Source organism: Streptomyces sp. NPDC022552 (genome assembly GCF_055561875.1).
Genome location: NZ_JBVHGJ010000010.1, coordinates 150,422 through 172,906 on the forward strand (window position 1 = coordinate 150,422; position 22,485 = coordinate 172,906).

General features: G+C 72.6%; 18 protein-coding genes and 1 riboswitch. Of the genes, 13 read left to right on the top strand and 5 right to left on the bottom strand.

Annotated features, from left to right (window positions below; genetic code table 11):
- Positions 1-25: 25 nt before the first annotated feature.
- The 3 genes from ACZ3OF_RS24980 to ACZ3OF_RS24990 all read left to right on the top strand — a co-directional run bounded on the left by ACZ3OF_RS24980 (position 26) and on the right by ACZ3OF_RS24990 (position 3,679).
- On the top strand, positions 26-1,168 hold the full coding sequence (locus ACZ3OF_RS24980; protein WP_361674099.1) for a PP2C family protein-serine/threonine phosphatase: 1,143 nt from the start codon (positions 26-28) through the stop codon (positions 1,166-1,168).
- 108 nt (positions 1,169-1,276) lie between these two features.
- The gene (locus ACZ3OF_RS24985; protein WP_361674097.1) at positions 1,277-2,704 is read left to right on the top strand and encodes an FAD-dependent oxidoreductase; all 1,428 of its coding nucleotides are present in this window, start codon (positions 1,277-1,279) and stop codon (positions 2,702-2,704) included.
- 231 nt (positions 2,705-2,935) lie between these two features.
- Positions 2,936-3,679, top strand: a complete 744-nt coding sequence (locus tag ACZ3OF_RS24990) for a GntR family transcriptional regulator (RefSeq protein WP_361674095.1) — start codon at positions 2,936-2,938, stop codon at positions 3,677-3,679.
- A 67-nt stretch (positions 3,680-3,746) separates the two neighbouring features.
- Here the strand turns inward: ACZ3OF_RS24990 and ACZ3OF_RS24995 are convergent, their stop codons facing one another.
- A complete protein-coding gene (locus tag ACZ3OF_RS24995) occupies positions 3,747-5,963 on the bottom strand; it encodes a PAS domain-containing protein (RefSeq protein ID WP_467306872.1) in 2,217 nt (738 codons plus the stop codon).
- 206 nt (positions 5,964-6,169) lie between these two features.
- Between ACZ3OF_RS24995 and ACZ3OF_RS25000 the strand changes: the two genes are divergently transcribed.
- The 4 genes from ACZ3OF_RS25000 (at position 6,170) to ACZ3OF_RS25015 (ending at position 11,655) form a co-directional block, all read left to right on the top strand.
- Positions 6,170-6,424 (top strand): LapA family protein, encoded by a 255-nt coding sequence (locus ACZ3OF_RS25000; RefSeq protein WP_361674091.1) that lies wholly within the window; start codon positions 6,170-6,172, stop codon positions 6,422-6,424.
- An 11-nt stretch (positions 6,425-6,435) separates the two neighbouring features.
- Positions 6,436-8,082 (top strand): PP2C family protein-serine/threonine phosphatase, encoded by a 1,647-nt coding sequence (locus ACZ3OF_RS25005; protein WP_467306874.1) that lies wholly within the window; start codon positions 6,436-6,438, stop codon positions 8,080-8,082.
- A 184-nt stretch (positions 8,083-8,266) separates the two neighbouring features.
- Positions 8,267-10,291 carry a phosphocholine-specific phospholipase C gene (locus ACZ3OF_RS25010; protein ID WP_467306876.1) on the top strand — a complete coding sequence of 675 codons (2,025 nt, stop codon included), beginning with the start codon at positions 8,267-8,269 and terminating at the stop codon, positions 10,289-10,291.
- A 322-nt stretch (positions 10,292-10,613) separates the two neighbouring features.
- Positions 10,614-10,765, top strand: a riboswitch (cyclic di-AMP (ydaO/yuaA leader).
- Between the two features lie 2 nt (positions 10,766-10,767).
- Entirely contained in the window at positions 10,768-11,655 is an 888-nt protein-coding gene (locus tag ACZ3OF_RS25015; RefSeq protein ID WP_361674085.1) for a transglycosylase SLT domain-containing protein, read from the top strand.
- 22 nt (positions 11,656-11,677) lie between these two features.
- On the opposite strand, the gene ACZ3OF_RS25020 is transcribed toward ACZ3OF_RS25015, so the two are convergent.
- Together ACZ3OF_RS25020 and ACZ3OF_RS25025 are read right to left on the bottom strand one after the other, a co-directional pair.
- Positions 11,678-12,970 carry a phosphoribosyltransferase family protein gene (locus tag ACZ3OF_RS25020; RefSeq protein WP_361674083.1) on the bottom strand — a complete coding sequence of 431 codons (1,293 nt, stop codon included), beginning with the start codon at positions 12,968-12,970 and terminating at the stop codon, positions 11,678-11,680.
- A gap of 57 nt (positions 12,971-13,027) precedes the next feature.
- Complete coding sequence (locus ACZ3OF_RS25025; protein WP_361674081.1) at positions 13,028-14,140, bottom strand: CapA family protein; 1,113 nt, start codon at positions 14,138-14,140, stop codon at positions 13,028-13,030.
- Positions 14,141-14,348: 208 nt separating this feature from the next.
- Here ACZ3OF_RS25025 and ACZ3OF_RS25030 point away from each other — a divergent pair, with 208 nt between their 5' ends.
- Entirely contained in the window at positions 14,349-15,068 is a 720-nt protein-coding gene (locus ACZ3OF_RS25030; RefSeq protein WP_467306879.1) for an alpha/beta fold hydrolase, read from the top strand.
- Here ACZ3OF_RS25030 and ACZ3OF_RS25035 read toward each other — a convergent pair.
- Complete coding sequence (locus ACZ3OF_RS25035) at positions 15,065-15,982, bottom strand: phosphatase domain-containing protein (protein WP_361674077.1); 918 nt, start codon at positions 15,980-15,982, stop codon at positions 15,065-15,067. The genes ACZ3OF_RS25030 and ACZ3OF_RS25035 overlap by 4 nt on opposite strands.
- A 3-nt stretch (positions 15,983-15,985) precedes the next feature.
- Positions 15,986-17,206, bottom strand: a complete 1,221-nt coding sequence (locus ACZ3OF_RS25040) for an RNA ligase (RefSeq protein WP_361674075.1) — start codon at positions 17,204-17,206, stop codon at positions 15,986-15,988.
- Between the two features lie 276 nt (positions 17,207-17,482).
- Here ACZ3OF_RS25040 and ACZ3OF_RS25045 point away from each other — a divergent pair, with 276 nt between their 5' ends.
- From ACZ3OF_RS25045 to ACZ3OF_RS25065, 5 genes are all read left to right on the top strand, one after another.
- A complete protein-coding gene (locus ACZ3OF_RS25045; RefSeq protein WP_361674074.1) occupies positions 17,483-18,106 on the top strand; it encodes an ankyrin repeat domain-containing protein in 624 nt (207 codons plus the stop codon).
- The gene (locus ACZ3OF_RS25050) at positions 18,103-19,254 is read left to right on the top strand and encodes a YncE family protein (RefSeq protein ID WP_361674072.1); all 1,152 of its coding nucleotides are present in this window, start codon (positions 18,103-18,105) and stop codon (positions 19,252-19,254) included. Before ACZ3OF_RS25045 ends, ACZ3OF_RS25050 begins: the two co-directional genes overlap by 4 nt.
- 87 nt (positions 19,255-19,341) lie before the next feature.
- Positions 19,342-20,571, top strand: coding sequence for an amidohydrolase (locus ACZ3OF_RS25055; RefSeq protein ID WP_467306884.1), 1,230 nt, complete (start codon positions 19,342-19,344; stop codon positions 20,569-20,571).
- 75 nt (positions 20,572-20,646) lie between these two features.
- Positions 20,647-21,591, top strand: a complete 945-nt coding sequence (locus tag ACZ3OF_RS25060) for an endonuclease/exonuclease/phosphatase family protein (protein ID WP_467306886.1) — start codon at positions 20,647-20,649, stop codon at positions 21,589-21,591.
- Between the two features lie 135 nt (positions 21,592-21,726).
- Positions 21,727-22,443 carry a flavodoxin family protein gene (locus tag ACZ3OF_RS25065; protein WP_361674066.1) on the top strand — a complete coding sequence of 239 codons (717 nt, stop codon included), beginning with the start codon at positions 21,727-21,729 and terminating at the stop codon, positions 22,441-22,443.
- Positions 22,444-22,485 lie beyond the last annotated feature (42 nt).

The window sequence follows — 22,485 nt, forward strand, 5'->3', positions numbered from 1 at the left end:
CCAACACCTGATGTATGCCTTTCCCATGGATGCCCGCCGGCCCGACCCCTCACCTCGCCTCTCCCGGCGCGGCGGCCGGCTGCTGCTCACCGCTTCGTTCGCGCTGATCGCCGCGGTGACCGTGGTGGACATCCTGGCTCCGCCCGAGGTCCATCTGGGACCGTTCCTGATCGCCGCGCCGGCGGTGACGGCCTCGTTCGCGGGGCCGCGGATGACGGCGTTCGTGGGAGCCGTCGCGGTCCTCGCGCAGGCGGTGGTGGCGATCGCGCGGACGAGCCTGACCGACCTCAACCACACGTACCAGATCGTGGCGCTGATCCTGATCTCGGTCATCGTCACCTTCTTCGCCTACCTGCGCGAACGCGACGAGGGCCGGGTGTCGCGGCTGCGCTCCATCGCCCAGGCCGCCCAGAGCGTCGTCCTGCGCCCGCTGCCCCATCACGCGGGCCCCCTCCATATCGCGTCCGTCTACCTCGCGGCCGAGGAGGAGGCGCAGATGGGGGGTGACCTCTACGCGGCAGCCCGTACGGCCACGGGGACCCGGCTGCTGATCGGGGACGCCCGGGGCAAGGGCCTCGACGCGATCAGCGAGGCGTCGCTCGTCCTGGGCGCCTTCCGGGTCACCGCCCGGCGAGAGGCGGACCTGCCCGCCCTGATCGGGCATCTGGAGGCGGGCGTGGGGTCGGCCGAGGGGCCGGAGCCCGCGGACGAGCCGAGATCCGGCGCCGACGAGCCGGTCGACGACGCCGACGAGGCCTTCGTCACCGCGCTGGTCCTCGACATCCCCGATCAGGAGCCGGTGGTACGGCTGGTGAACTGCGGGCACCCGCCGCCGCTGCTGCTGCGGCACGGGCGGATCGTCCCCCTCGACACCGCGGACGCGAGCCCACCCCTGGGGCTCGCGGACGTGCTCTCCCCCGAGGTCACGGTGGAGACCTTCCCGTTCGACGTGGGCGACGTCCTCCTGCTCTACACGGACGGGGTGATCGAGGCCCGCGACCACACGCGGGCCTTCTACCCCTTGACGGAGCGGCTGGCGGCCTGGGTCGGGGACGATCCGCCGACCCTGCTCGGCCGGCTGCGGGAGGACCTGCGCGCCTACGCGGGCGGCCATCTCGGCGACGACGCGGCGCTCGTCGCGGTCGAGCGCCTCGCCCCGAAGCCGTAGCCTGGTCGTAGTCGTAGCCCCCGGCCGCAGGTCCAGGCCGCGCGTGATCCGGAGCCTGGCGGGCAGACGCGGGCCGACGGTCCCCGCCCCGGCCCGAAGGAGCGCGCGATGCCGGCGGACGCGAGTTTCGGCATGTCGTACTGGATGCGTGGCACCCCCTCCCCCGACCGTCCGGCCCTGGCCGAGGACCTCACGGCCGATGTCGTCGTCATCGGCGGCGGCATCGCGGGCGTCTGCACCGCGCACGAACTCGTCCGCGCGGGGCGCGAGGTCGTACTCCTGGAGGCCGGCCGGATCGGCGGCGGTGTCACCGGCCACACCACGGGGAAACTGACCGCCCTGCACGGCCTCACCTACGCCCGGATCCGCGACACCCACGGCATCCTCGCCGCCGCCCGGTACGCCCGCGCCCAGCAGGAGGCCCTGGAGCACGTCGTCCGGCTCTGCGAGGAGACGGGCACCGACGCCGAGTTGGAGCGCGCCCCCGCCTGCACGTACGTCACGGACGCCCGGCGGGCCGACGAGATCCGCTCCGAGGCGGCCGCCGCCCTGGAGGCGGGTCTCGACACCACGTACGTGACGGAGACCGAGCTCCCCTTCCCGGTGGCCGCGGCGGTACGCCTCGACGATCAGCTCCTCTTCCACCCCCGCCGCTTCCTGCTCGGTCTCGCGGAGGACCTCGTCGCCCGCGGCGGCAGGGTCCACGAGCACACGCGGGTCACCGAGCTGCGCGAGCACGCGGACTGCCGGATCACGACCGAAGCCGGTCACACGGTGCACGCGCGGGACGTCGTCGTGGCGACCCATTTCCCGCTGACCGTGCACAGCTCGCTGCTGACAAGGCTCACGGTACGGCGCGAGCTCGTCGTGGCGGCCCCGGTGCCCACGGACCAGGCGCCCCGCGGCATGTACCTCACGCCGGAGGACCGCACCCGCTCGGTGCGCACCGCTCCGTACGACGACGGCCACCGGCTGCTCATCGTCACCGGAGAGGCCTTCGAGCCCGGCACGGACCACACGGGCGAGCGTCTCGAACGGCTCACCGGCTGGGCGCGCCGGATCTTCCCGGGGTTCGGCGACGCGCGGGAGACGTACCGGTGGGCCGCGCAGGACGTACGGTCGGCGGACCACCTTCCGTACGTCGGCCATGAGCACCCGGACACCCAGCACGTCTTCGTGGCCACGGGTTTCGGTGGCTGGGGGATGAGCAACGGGGTCATGGCGGGCCGCCTGCTCGCCGCGCACGTGACCGGCGGACCGCGTCCGGACTGGACCGAACTGTTCGACCCGCGCCGGACCCTGCCGCTGCGGGAGTTCCCCGACGTGGTCAGGGCGCAGGCCTCGGTGGCCCGCCACTATCTCGTCGCCCGTCCGCCGCGCTGTACCCACATGGGCTGCGAGCTCGGCTTCAACGCGTTGGAGGACACCTGGGAGTGCCCCTGCCACGGCTCCCGCTTCGCGGCGTCCGACGGCCGCGTGCTGCAGGGGCCGGCGACCAGCCCCTTGGAGAACCCTGAGCGCAGGATTCAGCCATGACCGTGCCCACCGAACCGGACCCCGTCCCCCGCGAGCCCCGGCCCGGGTCCGACCCCGGCCCCACTCCCGGATCCGACCCCGAACCCGGTCGACCGGAGCCGCCGGATCAGCACCCGGCCTTCGGCCTCGACGATCCGTTCCCGGGACGCTTTTTCGTATGACATCGTGCGAGGGCGCGGCGCCACGCCCGGTGGCCGGACGGCGCGTCATAGGGACATCGGAGAACGGCATATGGGGCATCTGAAGCAGAGCCGGCTGATCACCACCCGGGAACGCCTGCGCGACCAGGTGGCCCACGCTCTGCGGGCCGCGCTGATCTCCGGCGAGCTGAAGCCGGGCGCGGTGTACTCGGCGCCGGGCCTGGCCGAGGACTTCGGCATCTCCGCGACGCCGGTGCGCGAGGCGATGCTCGACCTCGCCCGTGAGGGCCTGGTCGAGCCGGTACGCAACAAGGGCTTCCGCGTCACCGAGGTCGACGAGCGCGACCTCGACCAGTACACGGACATCCGTCTGCTGATCGAGGTGCCCACCGTGGGCCGGGTGACGCTCACGGCGGACCGCGAGGAGCTGCGGGCCCTGCGCCCGATCGCCGAGGAGATCGTGGCGGCGGCCCGTGCCCATGACCTCATCGGCTATCTGGAGTCGGACCGCCGTTTCCATCTCACCCTGCTCGGCCTGTCGGGCAACGCGCGCCTGGTGGAGACGGTCGGCGAACTGCGCAAGCGCTCCCGGCTGTACGGGCTGACGACCCTTGACGAGCGGGGTGAGCTGCTGCCGTCCGCCGAGGAGCATCTGGAGCTGCTCGACCTGATGCTGGCGGGCGACGCGAGAGGCGCGGAGGCCTGCATGGTGCGCCATCTCAGCCATGTGCGCTCGCTGTGGGCCCGGGACGACGCGGACCTGCGGGCTCGGATCGACGCCGGTCCGCGGCCGCGGACCCCCACGCCCCTCGGCATGCCGCGCGACGGACGCTGAGCTCGGAGCCCGTCCCCGGCAAGGAGTCTCAGAGCGTTCTCGGGGCGTGTTTCTCAGGGCGTGTTTCTCAGGGCGTGTAGGAGGTCTCGGTCCAGACCGTCTTGCCCTGCTCCGACCAGCGCACGCCCCAGCGGTCCGACAGCTCCCCGGAGATGAAGATGCCGCGTCCGCCCTCGTCGGCCGCTCGGGCCCGGCGCAGATGCGGGGCGGCGGTCCCCGCGTCGGAGATCTCGCAGGTCACCGTGTGATCCGCGGGGTTGCGGATGATCCGGAGGTGGATCGGCGGGGTGCCGTGGCGGATCGCGTTGGTCACGAGCTCGCTGACGATGAGTTCGACGGCGAAGGTCGTCTCCGGCAGGCCCCATTCCATCAGGGTACGGACGGCCCAGCGGCGGGCCTCGGACACGGCGGTCAGGTCGGGAGCGACCTCCCAGCAGGCGATGTCCTCCGCGTCGAGCGCCCGGGTACGGGCGACGAGGACGGCCGCCTGGTCGAGGGGGAGGTCGTGGAGGTCCGAGGCGCTGAGCGCGTGCGGAGGAACCGCACCGGTCAGCCGCGTGCGCAGCCCGGCGAGCGCCGGGTCGTCGGGATCGGCCCGGCCGGACAGGAGGACGAGGGTGCTGCCGGGCGGCACGGGAAACTCGTCGGCGGCGAACGGCGGCCCTTCACCGCCCAGCGCGGTGGTCTCCTCCAGGAGGCCGTTCCGCCAGCTTCCGTCGGGGTGTCCGACGAGGACGGTCTGGTGGCCGGCGCGGGCGATCGCGCAGGTCTCCGTGACCGGGTCGTGCACGGCGTACACGCACTGGGCCGTCAGCGGTCCCCCCGTACCGGCGGCCGCGCGTTCCTCGCCGAGACGGCGGGTGGTGTCGTCGAGCCGCGCGAGCAGATCGTGCGGGTCGAGGTCGAGCGCGGACAACACCTGGACGGCCGAGCGGAGTTGGACCATGCCCGCCATGGCGTCCGGCCCGACGCCGGCGATATGACCGACCGTGAGGGCGACACGGTTGCCGGACAGCGGGATGACGTCGAACCAGGTTCCGCTGCCGAGTCCGGTGGGGAGATAGCGGTGTGCCGTCTCCAGCGCGCTCCGGCCGGTACGGCCGGGCCGCACGAGGTCCCCCTTCAGGGCGAGTGCCACCGCGTGGTCGTGCTCGTAGCGCCGGGCGTTGTCGACGCAGACGGCGGTGTGGGCGGCGAGGTCCGCCGCGAGACGCAGATCGTCGTCCTCGAAGGGGTCGGGCCTGCGCGGCCGGGAGAAGTGGGCGACGCCGAGTAGGACGCCGCGCAGGGTGAGGGGCACGACGAGGGTGGGCCCGGCCGCGTCCGACTCCTCGACGTACGGAGCGGACGCGTGCGCGTCGCCGTAGGGCATGAGGGCGGCGCCCACCTCCGGTGTCTCCTCGGCGTCGGGGGGCCACACGGCCACGCAGCGCAGCGCCGTGTCGCCCGCCGAGGCCGTGTCCGTGTCCGTGTCGGGGTCGTGGGGCTCCGCGGTGGTGAGGGCGACGGTGGCGACATCGGCGAAGGTGGGCACGACGGCCCGGACGAGTTCGCGGGCGCACTGTACGGCGTCCAGGCGAAGCCCCATCCGCGCGTGGACGCGGTGCAGCACGGCCAGTCGGTCGCGGGCACGGTCGCGCGCGGTGACGTCGACGGCGGAGGCGACGAGGCCGAGGGGGCGGCCCAGGTCGTCCTCGAGCCGGAAGACGGAGACCGTGTAGACGTGTTCGCGTGCGGGATCCGCGGGAGGATAGCCCGTGACCCGCTGGTCGAAGATGGGCACACCCGAGGCCAGGACCTCACGGAGGGCGTCCTCGAACGGTCCGACGCCGAATCGGGAGTAGACCTCGGAGAACGGGCGGCCGACGATCTCTCCCTCGGACATCCCGCGCAACCCGCCGGCCGCCGAATTGATCCGGAGGACGTTCAGGTCGGCGTCGAGCACGTGCAGGCCGACCGGGGACTGGGTGAAGACGGCGTCGAGGACTCCGGAGCGGATTCCGCCGGGGAGCGGACCGGCGGGCCACAGGCCCCAGCGGCCGGGAGGGTCCCCCTCCCCGACGGGCCCCACCGTGACGCCCTCGGTCAGCCTCTCGACGTCGACGAGCGTGAGCAGTTCGGTCACGGGGCGGCCGAGGATGCCGGCGCGGTGGACGCCGAGGAGGCGTTCGGCGGCCCGGGTCCAGACGACGACCAGACCGCTCTCGTCGAAGACGGCGATGGCTCGGCGCCCCTCGGGGCCGGGCCTCTCGGAGGCCTCCCGCCCTTCGGGGGCTGCCGACAACGCCGGGGCTTCCTGCCCCGCTCGTTCCTCACGCTCTGCCATCGTGCCTCGCACTCGGCGTCGACTGACGTCTGTCGGCGGACATCCGTCGGCGGACATCTGCGGTCGTCGACGCAGCCTAGCGCTCGGCGCGAAATGAGGCATCCCGGCCAAGACGGGCATCCGACAGCCAGCACGTTCGCCCGATACGTCCGATAATGGGCTGCATGGCCCGTAAGGCATCATCGACGCATCCGCCCCCGACCGTGACCGTCAAGGGCAGGGACATGCGGCTGCGCACGATCGGTTTCGTGGTACTCGCGGCCCTCGCCATCTGGTTCATCGCCGTCAACACCGACTCGGTCACCATCCGCCTGTGGGTGTCGGAGGTCACGCTGCCGCTCTGGAGCGTCCTCACGGTCACCCTGCTCGTGGGGATCGTCCTCGGCCTGTACATCGCCCGTCGGCGCGCCCGACGCTGACGGGCACCCGTATGGGAGACAGCTCTCCGCGACTGGAGCGGGGCGAGGTGCTCACGGCGACCGGCGTGGGCTGTTTCGCATGGGATCCGGCCACCGGGCACCTGACCCTGGACGACGTCGCCCGGGCGGTGTTCGACCTGCTCCCGGCGGAGCACACCGTCCTCACCCACGGTCTGCGCCCCCGGATCCAGGCGGCGGACTGGACGCTGCTGTCCGGTCTGTCGGCGGATCTCCTGGCCGGCCGGCGCGACGCGTACAGCGCCTATTTCCGTGTGGTGCTCCATGACGGACGCACCCGCTGGACGCATGCCCGGGGCAGCGTCGTACGGGAGCCCCAGGGTGGCGGGCTCCGGGTCGTGGGGGTGGTCAGGGACGCGACACCCGATCTGGCGCACTCGGCGCTGCGGCTGCCGGGCGAGGAGGTCGAGGATCCGCTGCGCGCTCTGGGCGAGGGCGGGCTCGCGCTGGCGCGGGCCATGAGCGTCCGCGAGGTCTCCGCGGTCCTCGGCGACGAGGTGAGTCTGCGCCCGCTCGGCGCGATGGCGATGTCGCTCGGGGTGCTGGAGCAGGGGCGTCTTCAGATGATCCGCACCGTCCTCGCCCCGGACGCGACCGAGTTCCCGTGGAAGTCGCGGCTCGCGGACTCCTGGCCGTTGAACGACGTCGTCCGCACGAGCAGTCCGCTCTTCTTCACCTCCGCCCGTGCCTTTCTGGACCGCTATCCGCGGCTGGCGCCCCATCGGCACGGCTTCGATGCCACGGCGGCCGCGTTCCTGCCGCTGGTCGACGAGGGGCAGCCGCTCGGCGCCCTGGGCGTCTTCTACGACGACCGCTCCGTCTTCACCCTGGCGGACCACACCCTGATGAACGCCTGGGCCAAGGCGGTCGCCCGGGCGGTGCACCGGGTGCTGGCGCTCGACCGGTCGCGTGAGATCGCCGCCGGTCTGCAGAACGCGATGCTGCCGCGCCGGATCCCGGCGACGCCCGGGGGCCGGATCGCGGTGCGCTACCGGACGGCCCGGCAGGGGGTACGGGTCGGTGGTGACTGGTACGACGCGGTGATACTGCCCGACGGCGGTCTGGGGCTCGCGATCGGTGACGTGCAGGGGCACGACATCGAGGCCGCGGCGCTCATGGGGCAGGTGCGCGTCGCCATGACCGCGTACGCGGCGGAGGGCCATGGGTGCGACAGCGTGCTGGGGAAGGCGTCGGCGTTCCTCGCGGACCTGGACGCCGACCGCTTCGCCACCTGCCAGTACCTGCGGGTCGTACTGGATACGGGAGAGGTCCACGCGGCGAACGCGGGTCATCCGCCGCCGCTGCTGCGCCACGCGGACGGCACCGTCGCGTGCCTGCCCCTCGCGGGCGGCCCGCCGCTGGGCCTCCCCGCCGCCTGGGGGCTCGCCTCGTACCCGTACACGACGGCCCGGCTGGCGCCGGGCGAGACGCTGCTGCTCTACTCCGACGGACTGGTCGAGAAACCGGGTGAGGACTTCGATCTCGGGCTTTCCCGGCTGGCCGCCGCCTTCTCGGACGGACCGACCGATCTGGAGGAGCTGGCCGACCACCTGCTCGGCTCCCTCACGGACGGACCACACGCCGAGGACGACGCGGCACTGCTGATGCTGCGCCGGGACGCCGCCGGCCCCCTCGCCTAGAAGCGGTCGCTGCATCGTGCCGTTCGTCGCATTGGTTCGCTTCGGGACCAATCAGATCGCCACCACCCGAGGCCCTTCGTAAGTTCACCCAAGAATTACCGCACGGAGGTATACCTTTAAGCTCGCCTCCCTCATTCTGTCCACCGTGTGCCATGGGGGCACGCGGTGACACGAGAGGCGGGGCATGACTCCCATCAGCCGCAGGGGATTCGTCGGGATCGGGGCAGGGCTCGTGGCGGGTGCGACGCTGCCCACGGGCACGGCGTCGGCCGCCGCCTCCGCCGCGACCGGCACCATCACCGACGTCAAGCACGTCGTGATCCTCATGCAGGAGAACCGCAGCTTCGACCACTACTTCGGCAGACTGCGCGGTGTCCGCGGCTTCGGCGACCGGGCGGCGGGGAACATCCCGGGCGGCTGGGGCATGTTCCACCAGCCCAACTGGGGTGGCCGGCAGTACCCGTGGAAGCTGAGCGCCACCCCGCCGGCAGGCGGTGTCGACGGGGAGACCCTCGCGCAGTGCAACGGGGACCTGCCGCACAGCTGGACCTCGCAGCACGCGGCATGGAACAAGGGCCGGATGGACAACTGGGTCACGGGTGTCGGCAACACCCGCACCCTCGGTTATCTCGACCGCGGCGACATCCCCTTCCATTACGCCCTCGCCGACAACTACACCGTCTGCGACGCGTACTTCTGCTCGGCGCTCAGCGCCACGGGCCCGAACCGCACCTTCCTCTGGAGCGGCAGGATCGACGCCTCCAGCAAGGACGGCGGCGAGGAGTCCGGGCTCACCTGGGAGACGTACGCCGAGGCGCTCCAGCGGGCCGGTGTGAACTGGAAGGTCTACCAGAACGCCCAGGACAACTACGGCGACAACGGCCTCGCGTACTTCAAGAAGTTCACCGACGCCCGGCCGGGCGACCCGTTGCACGACCGCGGCATGGGCTCCGTGCCGAAGGTCACCGGCTCCACCCCGGACGACATAGCCGCCGCGATCCGCGCCGACGCCGTCGCCGGAACCCTGCCGCAGGTCTCCTGGGTGGTGGCGAGCGAGGCGTTCTCCGAGCACCCCTACGCCCCGCCCGGCGACGGCGCGCACTTCGTCGATCTCGTCTACCGTGCGCTCGCCGCGAACCCCGAGGTCTTCGACTCGACCGTGCTGTTCCTCAACTACGACGAGAACGACGGGTTCTTCGACCATGTGCCGCCGCCGGTCGCTCCGCCCGGAACGCCCGGCGAGTACATCGACGGCGTGCCGATCGGTCTGGGCTTCCGTGTCCCCATGCTCGTCATGTCGCCCTGGACGCGCGGCGGTTGGGTGAGCTCCGAGGTCTTCGACCACACCTCCGTCCTGCGCTTCATGGAGACCTGGACGGCCGCCATCGGAACCCCCGCCACCTGCCCGAACATCAGCGCGTGGCGGCGGAAGGTCACCGGCGACCTGACGGGCGTCTTCGACTTCGCGCGACCGGTGTACGGAGTTCCCTCCGGCCTGCCCTCCACCGCCAAGGTCATCGGGCAGTCCACCTGCGGCCCGCTGCCGAACCCGGTGCCGCAGGACAACGCCCTGCCCGCGCAGGAGTCCGGCACCCGTCCGGCGCGCGCCGTGCCGTACCAGGTCAACGGCAACCTCGACCGGTTCGAGTTCGGTGCGGCGGGCAAGATCCTCGCCTGGTTCTCGATGACGAACCGGGGCGCGCAGGCGAAGCGGGCCGCGCACTTCACGATCCACCCGCACCAGCACCGGGACACGGCGGCCTGGCAGTACACGGTCGACCCGGGCACGACGTCCACGGACTACTTCAACATCGGGCTCGGGTCCGGGTCGGGCAAGTACGACATCTCGATGATGGGCCCCAACCGCTTCCTGCGCCGTTTCATCGGTGACGCGTCGAAGGCGGGCAAGGCGATCGAGGTGGCGGCGAGGTTCGCGACCGAGCCGGGCACCGGGAAGACGGCGGTCTACTTCAGGATGACCAACACCTCGGCCGGCCCCGTGACCTTCACGATCCGCTCGAACGCCTACCGCACGGACGGGCCGTGGACGTACCCGGTCCCGGCGAACTCCTCGCGCGAGGACTTCTTCAACGCCGTGGCGTACAGCGACGGCTGGTACGACTTCACGATCACGGCCGACATCGACGGCACCTGGTCGCGCCGTTACACCGGTCACATCGAGACCGGCGCCCCGAGCACCACAGGCTGACGTACCCCACTACTTCCCACCAAAAGGGGCACAAGGGCATTTTCATGCCCTTGTGCCCCTTTTCTCTACTCAGCTGAATTTACCGGTATGACCGTTTTGACTACCGGGGTGACAGGAATCACGCGATCGGGACGCAACCCTTCCGGACGGACCCCTTCCCCTTGCGCCCCAAGGAAGTTCGGTGCTGCCGCGGCTGCGGGGAACTCATTTCTGAATTTCCTGTTCATTTCGCATCCATGCCCAGCCTTGTTCCGTCCGACATTTCTCGCCTACGGTCACCTCGACCCGGACGGATCGCCGAATCCTGCCACCGTCCGAAAAGACCAACCATTCACCCGTCGGCAGGAGCGGGGGACCCAGTTTTTTCGCCGGCCCGGATTTCCGGAGCGGCTTGGGGTGAAGCCGCACGCGTGCGGCCGGGCAGCTCCAGCCCGAACCCGACAGCTCACCCCGCAGGCGCCGGAGAGGAATCCTTCATGCCCGCTCACGGTAAGCACCGGCGCCCCAAGCGACGTCCCCTCAGCCGCGGTATCGCCCTCGCGAGTACGGGTGGAGCCGCGCTGGCCCTCCCCCTCGTCGCGACGGCCGGCGCGCACGCGGCGCCGAACGCGGCGCACACCGTCGCGCCCGTCCAGAAGACCGCCTTCACCAGCCCGGCGAAGATCGCGGAATCGGTTCCCGCCGCAGGGAATTCCGCCCCCAAGATCTATACCGTCGTCGGCGGTGACTCCCTTTCCGTGATCGCACACGAACAGGGCGTGCGAGGCGGCTGGAAGGCCCTGTACCAGGCGAATCGCAAGGCCGTCGGTGACAATCCGTCACTTATTCACCCGGGTCTGGAACTCTCGCTGACCGGGAAGCCCGCGGCCGCCGAGAAGCAGAAGTCCTCGGCCCGTACGACGAGCACGGACCGCGCGGACCGCTCGCAGCAGCGGAGCGCCGCTCCCGGCGCCGCCGCGACCAAGACCCCCGCCAAGGCCGCCCCGGCGAAGGCCCCCGCCGCCGCCCCGGCCAAGGCCGCTCCTGCCGCCGCCAAGAGCTACACCAACGACCTGGACGGCTGGATCCGCGAGTCCCTCGACGTCCTGCAGAAGTACGGCATCCCCGGTTCGTACGAGGGCATCCACCGCAACATCATGCGCGAGTCCTCGGGCAACCCGCAGGCGATCAACCTCTGGGACTCCAACGCCGTCAAGGGCACCCCGTCCAAGGGCCTCCTGCAGGTGATCGAACCGACCTTCCTGGCCTACCACGTGCCCGGTACGTCCATGGACCTCTTCGACCCGGTCGCCAACATCACCGCGGCCTGCAACTACGCCGCGGACCGCTACGGCTCCATCGACAACGTCAACGGACCGTACTGACAGTCGCTCCGGTGACGGGCGCTCAGCCACGAGCGCTCCGGAAGTGGTCGGCGAACCAGCCCGCGGCGAGTTCGCCGACCTCTTCCAGCGTGCCCGGCTCCTCGAAGAGGTGCCCGGCACCGTCGACGACGACGAGCCGGTTCTCGCAGGTGAGCCGCGCCTGCGCCGCCTCGTTCAGCTCCCGTACGAGCGGATCGCGACCCCCCACGATCAGCAGCGTCGGGGCGCGCACCTGCGCGAGGCGCGCCCCCGCGAGGTCCGGGCGGCCGCCGCGCGAGACGACGGCGGACACGTCGGACAGCGGGTCGGCGGCGGCCCAGAGGGCGGCCGCGGCGCCCGTGCTGGCGCCGAAGTAGCCGATCCGCAGCCCGTCGAGGCCCGGCCGGCCCGCCAGCCAGTGCGTGGCCCTGGCCAGCCGGCCGGCCAGCAGCTCCGTGTCGAACACGTTGTCCCGGTCGTCGGCCTCCTCCTCGGTGAGCAGGTCGAACAGGAGCGTTCCGAGGCCGGCGCGGTTCAGGCTCTCCGCGACGGCCCGGTTACGGGGGCTGTGCCGGCTGCTGCCGCTGCCGTGGGCGAACAGCACGATCCCCGCGGCGCCGTCGGGCACCACCAGATGGCCCGCGACCCGCGCCTCCCCCGCCGGGATGCGCACCTCCGGGTCCTGGTCGTCCGTGCCGCGCCCGGCGTGGTGGCGCTCCAGACAGGCGACGACCTCCTCGTCCGGTGTCTGCGAGAAGTCCTCGTAGAACTGGCCGATCGCGTAGAAGACCGCCGGTTCGTGGACGCTGATGGTCTCGTCCGCCTCCCTGCCGATCCGCTCCGGCCAGTCGCTCGGCGCGACCGGCACCGCGAGGACGATCCGCGCGGCCCCCTGGGCACGGACGACCCGGCAGGCGGCGACCGCCGTGGCTCCCGTCGCCAGTCCGTCGTCGACGACCACGGCCGTCCGGCCGTCGAGCCGGGCCGGTGGGCGGTCTCCCCGGTAGCGCCGGGCCCGCTGCCCGAGCACGGTGCGCTCGCGGGCCTCGACGGCGGCCAGGTCACCGCCGGAGACCCGGGTGTCGGCCAGGACATGGTCGTTCAGGACCCGGACGCCGCCCTCGCCGATGGCGCCCATGGCCAGCTCCGGCTGGAAAGGCACCCCCAGCTTGCGTACGAGACAGACGTCCAGGGGCGCTCCGAGTGCGTCCGCGACCTGTTCGGCGACCGGCACCCCGCCGCGGGGAAGCCCCAGGACCACGACGTCATGGCCCTTGAGGTGCTCCAGGCGTGCGGCGAGTTGCCGTCCTGCGTCCGTGCGATCGGTGAAGTACATGTCCCGCTCGTCTCCCTGGTCCGGAGCGTGTGCGCGGGCGGGTGCGGCCGCCGCCCGTCAGGCGGGGCGGGCGACGAGGGTTCCGTCCTCGTCGAGGTCGACCCGCGCGCCGTAGGGCCGGCTCTTCCGGCCCAGGACGTCATGGAGCCAGCGCGCGTCACGGCGGGGGGCGTGCTCCAGCCGCAGGCGCCGGGCCCGCAGGGGAATCATGCGTACCTCCTGGAGTCGGCCGTCTTCGGGCCTCAGCGAGACGAGGTACAGCAGACGCAGGTCGTCGCGGTACTGCTCGTAGCCCGTGATGCCCTCGTAGTCGTTGATCAGGTCGCCGCAGCCGTGGAGGACCAGCTTGCCCCGGTGGACCTCCAGGGGGCGGGGGTGGTGCGAGGAGTGGCCGTGCACCACGTCCGCGCCGGCGTCGATCAGCGCGTGCGCGTAGTCGACGTCGCCACGGGCGAGCGCGTACCCCCAGTTCGGTCCCCAGTGGATCGAGACCATGACGATGTCGCCGGGGCGCCTGGTGTCCCGGATCCGGGTGAGGAGGCGCGTGGCGGCGGTGTGGGTGGGTCCCGAGGCGAAGTGGACGCCGCCGCGCCCTGCGGTGGCGGCCCAGTCGCGCGGAATGCCGCTGGACGCCATGCCCAGGGCGTACGCGACGAACCGTCCGCCGCCGGGCAGGGGGACGACCACGGGCCGTGCCGCCTCCTCGGCGTCCTCGCCGGCGCCCACCGTGGGCACGCCGTGTTTGGCCAGGGCGTCGAGGGTGTCCGCCAGCCCTCGGTGGCCGTGGTCCAGGACGTGGTTGTTGGCCAGGACGCAGACGTCCGGGCGGGCGGCGGTCAGGCTCGGCAGGTTGTCCGGGTGCATGCGGTAGTGGACCGCCTTGCCGGGGACGAACTCGTCGCTCGTGGTGACGGCCGTCTCCAGATTCGTGACACGGACGTCGGGAGCGGCGGCGTCCAGGACGTCGAGCGCGGCGCCCCAGGGGTAGGTGAAGTCCACCCGGTGCGGGATGGGACCGTTGACCGCCTCGGCGAGCGCCACATAGGACCGTGCATCATGCACGTACCGCTCGCGCAGGGCCGGGTCGCCGGGGTGCGGAAGGACCTGGTCCACCCCGCGGCCGAGCATCACGTCGCCGCAGAGGAACAGTCCGACCAGGTCACCGCCCATACAGCCAGGGTAGACGCGGGGCGGCCCACGGGCCGGTGCGACTCACGTCTTCGGGGGCGGGGTCACACGGGTCGTCCACGTGCCCCGCCCCGGGCTCACGGCCTGGGGACGAGGGCGCCCCCTCGTCCCCAGGCGGTGCCGGACGGGCGGGCCCCGTACGGCGAGTCCCACGAGCCGGATTGTCAGACCCCCGACCTACGTTGGCAGCATGACGGAATTCGTACTGGTGGCAGGCACGTGGCTCGGATCGTGGGCGTGGGACGAGGTGGCGTCCGAGTTGCGGGCGGCCGGTCATGGTGCTCATGCGGTGACCTTGTCCGGTCTCGCCGAGAGACAGGGCGTGGCGGCGGGGCAGCGGACGCATGTGGCGGACGTCGTCGAGGTGGTCGAGGGGCTCGATCTGCGGGACGTCGTTCTGGTGGGGCACAGCTACGCGGGCATCCCGGTCGGTCAGGCCGCCGGACGGATCGGCGACCGGCTCGCCCGGGTGGTCTTCGTGGACTCCAACGTGCCCGCGGACGGTGAGTCGTTCGTGTCGGCGTGGCCGGACGGCCGGGCGATGGTGGAGGGGTCGATCGCCGGGAACGGCGGCTTCTGGGCGCCGCCGGGAGCAGCGGACTTCGAAGGCCAGGGCCTCGACGCGGAGCAGATCGCGCGGATACTCGCCGACTCGACGCCCCACCCGGGCGCCACGCTCACCGAACCGGCCGAACTGGCCCGCCCGCTCGGCGAGCTGCCGGCGACGTACATCAAGTGCCTGCTGGACGGCGAGGAGCCGAACGCCGACGTGGCGACGCTGCTGAAGAGCGAGCGGTGGCATCTCGTGCGGATGGACACCGGCCACTGGCCCATGTTCTCCCAGCCGCGCGAGCTGGCCCGGATCCTCCTCGACGGGGAGGATCCGGGCCGGCGGTGTGACGCGGTCTAGAAGTTGCCGTAGTTGACCTGCCAGGTCGGCAGGCCCATACGGCGCCAGAGGGCGACGACACGGTCGCGGTCGTCGAGCGAGACCCGTACCGCGTACCGGTGCCGGATGTGCGCGTCGAAGAGCTCGGCCTTGACGATGTCGTCACCGCGCCCGTCGTCCGAGGCCCGCATCCACAGTTCGTCGTACGGCACCTCATGGCGCGCGAGCCATGCCTCGGTCAGGGCGCGGTGATCCTCGCTGCGCCCTGACAGCAGCACGATCGTGTCGTTCTCTGCGCTGCGGAACGCGCGCAGCGCGCGGGCCACGGAGACGTTGAGCAGATCGAGGTCGCAGCGGGTGAAGTCGTAAGGACCGCGGTCGCCGCGCAGCGCGAGCGTGCCGTCGATGTCGCACAGCACCGCCGAGGGGAGCGCCGGGTCGGGGACGTACGGCGTGGCGGCGGGACTTTCACCCAGCCACTCCGCGGTCAGGCGCCAGCCGCCGCGGGTGGCCTTGGCGTGCTTGTCGGCGAGGATCCGGATGATCTCCTCGCCGACGGACCGCTCGCGCGCGGCGTCGCGCCGTACGCACTCCTCGACCGGTACGCCGGTGAAGTCGTGCACCACGAACCGGGCGTCGAGGCCGATGACGGCCGCCTTCAGCCGCTTGGGGATGTGCGGGGTCAGGTGCGTGTTGTCGACGACGACGTCGAAACCGCCCTCGACGGCCGAGCGGACCGCCGCGTCCTGGATGTCGAGGACGGTCCGCTCGTGCGCGTGGGAGCGGCCGCGCTCGGGGGCCGGGACGTCCAGCATGGTGCGCAGGTCGTCGAGGTTGACGCGGCGCATCCGGCCCTCGGCCTCGGCCTGGAGCCGTCGGGCGGCCGTCGTCTTCCCCGAGGCGGGGAGCCCGGTCATGACATGTACTTCGGGCACGGGTCAGTTCTCCACATCGTTCGTGAACGGGTCGGACGCCTCGGGCCTGATGGCGCGCCAGACGAAGAGGTCGGTCGGACGCCCGTCCAGGCGCAGGAACATCGCCGACCGCAGGTCGGCGTCGACCGGCAGCGACTTCACGGCCCGGGCGAAGGCGCCCCGGTCCGCCGCCAGGTGGGCGACGCGCGTGAACGCCTCGTCGATGGCGCGCTCACGGGCCGCGGCCTCGTCCTCCAGGCGCGCGATGACCCCGCGCACCCAGGCGTCGAACTCGTCCGGCACCTGCTCCAGGAGTGCGTCCAGCGGGCGGCCGCCCGCCGACTTCACGCCGCCGAGCTCGGCGACCGAGCAACCCAGGCCCTGGGCGAGGCGCTTGACGGACGTCCCCGCGAACCGCTGGATGCCATGGCTGCGCCAGATGTCCCGCTCGGTGACGCCGGTGAGCACCTTGTGGAGGCGTACGTACTCGCTCAGCTTGGCCTTGGCCCGCACACCGGAGGCGTAGCGGAGCACGAAGCCCTCGGCGTCCATGCCGGTGGCGGCGGATCCGCCGGGCAGGGTGTTCGACTCGGTCAGGGCCAGCAGTTCGTCGAGCGGCATGGCGGGCCAGGTCCGTACGACGGAGCCGATCTCCGTCCAGTCTGCGGCCGCCTCGGCGAGCGGGATCTCGGTGCCGTCGGGGCCGAAGGCGGCGAGCAGCACCAGGTCACGCCGGTCGCCGTAGTCGACGACGATACGGTTCTGCGGGTAGAGGATCTCGGCGAGGTAGGTGACACCGGGGGTCAGGGCCGCGGTGTCCCGGCCGTCGAGCCGGCGCTGCGCCCAGGTCGCCTGGGCGCTGATGAAGGAGCCCTTGGACGCGACCTGCCAACGGCCCGCGTAGTGGAAGATCACCGCGAGGCTGCCGTCGACCTTGTCGTAGACCTCGAAGGGCTCGTCGGGCAGCGTGGGCGCGTAGGGCTGACCGGCCTCGTGCTCACCGACGTTGAAGAACTTGGGAAGCGGCAGCGCGACGATCGCCCCGGTCGCGTCGTCGGCGACGAGCCCACGGCAGCGCGTCGTCACCTGGTTCCAGATCCGCTCGTACTGACACGCCCGCGTGTACGTGTAGATGGACAGCGGCAGTTCGGGGTGTGCCTTGCGGGTGACGTGCCCGGCGTCGATGGCCTCGGCCAACGCCTGCGGGGGCAGCAGCTCCTGGAGAGTCAGGTACGCCTGGCTCATGGGTTCCTCCTGGTCGGTGAGGGCCCATTCTGACCTGCGGAGAACCCGTCCGGACAATGCTTTTCACGGCGCCCGGGCAGAGCGCCGCTCCAGCGCGGTCATCCGATCGGTCGACCCTCCTGTCCACCGGTCGGCACCCCGGGGACATCCACTGGTCCGACCGGCGGCGCGCGGCGGCGACCGCACGATGGTGAGGAGAGCGGACCGCCCGCCTCCGCCGTCCGACGGGAAGGGACGACGACCGTGCTGCCGACAGCCGTGAGAAGGAGAACCTCCATGGACCCTAACGACCGGCTGCTGCTCGCGGCCGCCCGGCGGGGGGACACCGAAGGGGTCGCCGGCGCGCTCGGTGCCGGAGCGCACGTCGAGTGCCGTGACGAGGAGCGCCGCACCCCCTTGCTGCTGGCCGCGCGGGCGGACCAGGTGGACGTCGCCGCCCTGTTGGTCGAGGCGGGCGCCGATCCTGACGCGCGGGACAGCCGGGCGGACACGCCGTGGCTGGTCACCGGGGTGACGGGCAGTGTGCGGATGATGCGCGTGCTGCTCCGCGCGAACCCGGACCTGACGCTCACCAACCGCTTCGGCGGGACCTCGCTCATCCCCGCGGCGGAGTGCGGCCATGTCGCGTACGTACGGGCCGTCCTGCGCGAGACGGACGTGGACGTCGACCACGTCAACCGGCTCGGCTGGACCGCCCTGCTGGAGGCGGTCATCCTCGGCGACGGCGGGCGCGCGCACGAGGAGATCGTCGAGCTGCTCATCACCGCCGGAGCGGATCCCCTGCTCGCGGACCACGACGGGACGACGCCGCTCGAACACGCGCGGCGGCGCGGATTCGACGGCATCGCCGGCCTCCTCGCGGCCGCGTCGGCGCGCGCCGGACGGAGGGCGGCCCGATGACGCACGCGAGCAGGACGAGGGCACGCGCGCGCGTCATCGCGGGGGCCGCCGCGGTCGCGGCGGTCCTCGTCGGGTGCGCACCGGGCCAGGGCGCCGACGCCAGGACCGGAGGCGCCTCCGCCCCCGCGCCCGCGTCGCCCGCCGGAACGTCCCCCGGGACGGCTCCCACGCCGACGCCCGACGGGACTCTCCTCGTCGCCGACTTCGGCTCCGACACCGTCACCTTCGTCGATCCGGAGCGCGGCCCGCTCGGCTCGGTCGAGGTGGGGACCGCGCCGTACGGCCTGGTTGTCGGCGCCGACGGGCGCGCCTGGGTGGCCACCGCCGAGGGCGTCGCCGTCGTGGACACCCGCACCCGCGAGCGGCTCGCCCTCGTCCCGTACGAGACCGACACCGGCCCCGTCACCACGGGCGAGTACCGGGGCGGCGGCATGGGCATCGCGCTCTCCCCCGACGGCGGGCGGGCCTACGTCGGGGTCAACGTCCCCGGCGGGAACGGCACCCTGGAGGTCATCGACACCGCGAGCCGCGAGGTGACCGGCACGGTCCCCGTCGGCCGGCGGCCCTTCGACGTCGACGTGGCGCGGGACGGCTCCGAGGTGTACGCGACGAACCACGACTCGTTCGATGTGACGGTCGTCCGGGCGGACACGCTCGACCCGCACCGTATCGAGGTCGCCCCGTACGGCACGGAGGGCGGTCTCGGCTCGTGGCTCAAGCCTCACTACACGGTCGTGCGGCCCTCGGACGGCCGGCTGCTGCTCCCCTTCGAGGGGGAGCGACTCGCGGTGGTCGACCCGAGGACCGGGCGCACGGAGATCGCGCCGATGACGGCGAACACGCACCAGCACGGCGCCACCATCACCCCCGACGGCACGCTCTTCGTCGTCGGGACGGGGCCGATCGACCCGTCGGAGGACGAGGCTCCCTCGCTCACGGTCCGGGCGCCCGACGGCACCGAGCGGGTGTACCCGCTGGAGGGTCCGCACGAGGACGTCGCCGTGTCCAAGGACGGTCGCACCGCGTACGTCACGGGCGGCTTCACCCGCGACGGCTGGTGGGACGGCATCACCGTCGTCGACGTCAGGAGCGGCGAGACCCAGCGGCTCGCCGCGGGTGGACGTCCGCTCGGCGTCGCCGTCCTCTAGCGGTCCCGAGGCGGACCGCCCGTGGTACACCACCATCCGATCCACCACCCGAAGACGACCCCGCCCGCTCGTCGAGGAGTTCTCACCGTGGCCCCGAACGCTTCGCCCGTCATCACCGTCTTCCGCGACGTACGCCCCTGGGGCGGCCCGCCGACCGACCTGACCGCGGTGGACGGCGTGCTGGTGGAGGCGGACGCGGTCCCGGAGGGCGCCGCCGTGGAGCACGTCGACGGGGGCGGCCGGCTCGCCCTGCCGACCCTCGTCGACGCGCACCTCCACCCCGACAAGACGACGTGGGGCGAGCCCTGGCACAGCCGGCGGCCGGCGCGCGGCATCGCGGCGTACGTAGAGGGCGACGTGGAGCTGTACCGCGCGCAGCGCACGTCCGTGGCCGAGCGGGCGCTGCGACTGCTCTCGCACGCGGCGGCCCAGGGCACCCGGGCCACACGGGCCCATGTCGACGTCGCCCCCGCGTACGGCCTCGAAGGCGTCGAGGCCCTCGCCGCGGCGCGGGAGAAGCTGCGCGGGGTCCTGGACATCGAAGCGGTCGCCTTCCCCCAGCACGGTGTGGGGCGCACGCCGGGTGTGGCCGAGCTCCTGGAGGAGGCGGCGGCCGCCGGACTCGTCTCGCACATCGGCGGCATCGACCCGGCGGGCTTCGACCTCGACGGCGCGGGGCCCGACGGCGCGGGGCGTGACGGCGGGCAGCTCGACACGGTCTTCGGTATCGCGGAGCGCCACGGCCTGGGCCTCGGCATCCACCTGCACGACACGGGCGAGCGGGGTCTCGCGCCGCTGCGTGACATCGCCGCCCGCACCAAGGCACTTGGCCTGGGGGGCAAGGTCAACGTGGGACACGCGTTCGCGGTGGCCGAGCTGTCCGGCGGTGACCTGGACGAGATCGCGGACGTCCTCGCCGACGCCGGGGTCTCCCTGACGACGGTCGCGCTGTCGGTGAACACCGTGCTGCCCTTCCGCCGCCTGGCCGAGCGCGGGGTCCGCGTCGGCCTCGGCTCGGACGGCGTACGGGACAGCTGGAGCCCGTTCGGCAACGCGGACATGCTGCACCGCGCCTGGCTGGCGGGCTGGGCCCTGGACGTCCGGCTCGACGAGGAGCTGGAGGCCTGCTTCCGGGTGGCGTCGGACGGCGGCGCGGAGCTGCTGGGCCTTCCGCGCGCCGATCTGCGTACCGGCTCTCCGGCCGACTTCATGCTGGTGGAGGGCGAGTGCGTACCCCAGGTCGTGGTCGACCAGCCGCGCCGTGACGTGGTGGTGCGCGCGGGCCGCGTGGTCGCGAGGGACGGACGCCTGGTGTGAGGCGGCACGCCCCGCCCCGCTGCGGCCGGGAACTGGATCATTCCTGACGGCGTCCCCTCCCCCGAAGGGGGTCATGTGGAGGGGACACGAAGGAGGCGCGGGCTGCTCACGGCCGTCGTCGTCGCCGTGGTCGGCGTGCTGCTGCTGGTTCACCCCTGGCTCCCGGGGCTGCCGGGGAACCCGGTGAGTCTGGCGGAGACCTTTCTGCCCTGGCTCGGTCTCGCCGTGCCCCTCGGGCTGATCGTCGCCGCCCTGCGCCGCTCGGCGCTCGCGGCCGTCGTGTGCGTGGTCGTGGCCGCCGTCTGGCTGGGGGTGTTCCGGGAGACGCTGGCGTCGCCGTCGCCCGGCGTCTCCCGGGCGTACGACCTGACGGTCGTCCAGCACAACGTGAGCGACGAGAACACCAGCCCGTCGCGCGTCGCGCGGATCCTTCTCGGTCCCGACCCCGATCTCGTCGCCCTCCAGGAGCTGACTCCGGCGAGCCTGCCCGCCTTCCAGGTCGTTCTCGCGCCCACCCATCCGCATCACGCGACCGTGGGGACGGTCGGGCTCTGGTCGAAGTTCCCGCTGACGGACATCGCGCGCGTCGACCTGAAGCCGGCGGAGGTGGCCCCCGGCTGGGAGCGGGGGCTGCGGGCCGTCGTCCGCGGCCCGCACGGGCCGGTGACGACGTATGTGGCGCATCTGCCGTCGGTCCGGGTGCGGGCCACGCAGGGCTACGCGACCGCGTGGCGCGACGAGAGCGCCGAACGGCTCGGCAACGCGCTGACGGCCGACCGGTCCTCGGCGGTGCTCGTCGTCGGCGATCTCAACGGCACCGTCGACGACCGCGGTCTGGCCCCCGTCCTGTCCCAGGTGCGCGGCAACCGGGACGCCTTCGCCTTCAGCTGGCCCGCGAGCCTGCCCCTCGCCCGCATCGACCACGTCCTGGCGCGCGGCGGCGCGGAGGTCGGCACGACCTGGACGCTGCCCGAGACCGGCAGCGACCATCTGCCCGTGGCGGCGCGCGTACGGCTGTGAGTGCGGCGCCCGGGCCCGCGTCATCCGGTCGGTCGCCCAGCGTTGGCCCGGCCGCGCGCCGCCGCCGAGTCTGGTGGGGTGGCGTGGGCTCCGGACCGCGGCACTCCGGTGACCCCACCCGCGAGGAGACGGCCGATGCCCGAGACGACGTACCGCTACGACGATCTGCGGGCCCTGTTCGTCAACTGCACGCTCAAGCGCTCCCCCGAGGTCAGCAACACCGAGGGGCTGATCGACCGCAGCAGGGCCGTGATGGAACGGCAGGGCGTGGCGACCTCGCTCCTGCGGGCGGTCGACCACGACATCGCGACCGGGGTGTGGCCGGACATGAGGGAGCACGGCTGGGAGTCGGACGCCTGGCCCGAGCTGTACGAGCAGGTCATGGCGGCCGACATCCTCGTGCTCTGCGGTCCGATCTGGCTCGGTGACAACAGCTCGGTGATGAAGCGGGTGATCGAGCGGTTGTACGCCTGCTCCAGCCTGCTCAACAACGAGGGCCAGTACGCCTATTACGGCCGGGTGGGCGGCTGTCTGATCACCGGGAACGAGGACGGCGTCAAGCACTGCGCGATGAACGTCCTCTACAGCCTGCAGCATCTGGGCTATGTGATCCCGCCGCAGGCGGACGCGGGCTGGATCGGCGAGGCCGGACCCGGCCCGTCGTACCTGGACCCGGGGTCGGGCGGGCCGGAGAACGACTTCACCAACCGCAACACCTCGTTCATGGCCTGGAACCTGATGCACCTGGCGGCGATGCTCAAGCGGGCCGGCGGGATCCCGGCGTACGGCAACCAGCGTTCCGCCTGGGACGCCGGCTGCCACGCCGACTTCCCGAACCCTGAGCACCGCTAGGGACGTATCGGACGCGCGGACGCCCCCTCGGACGGCCGCGCA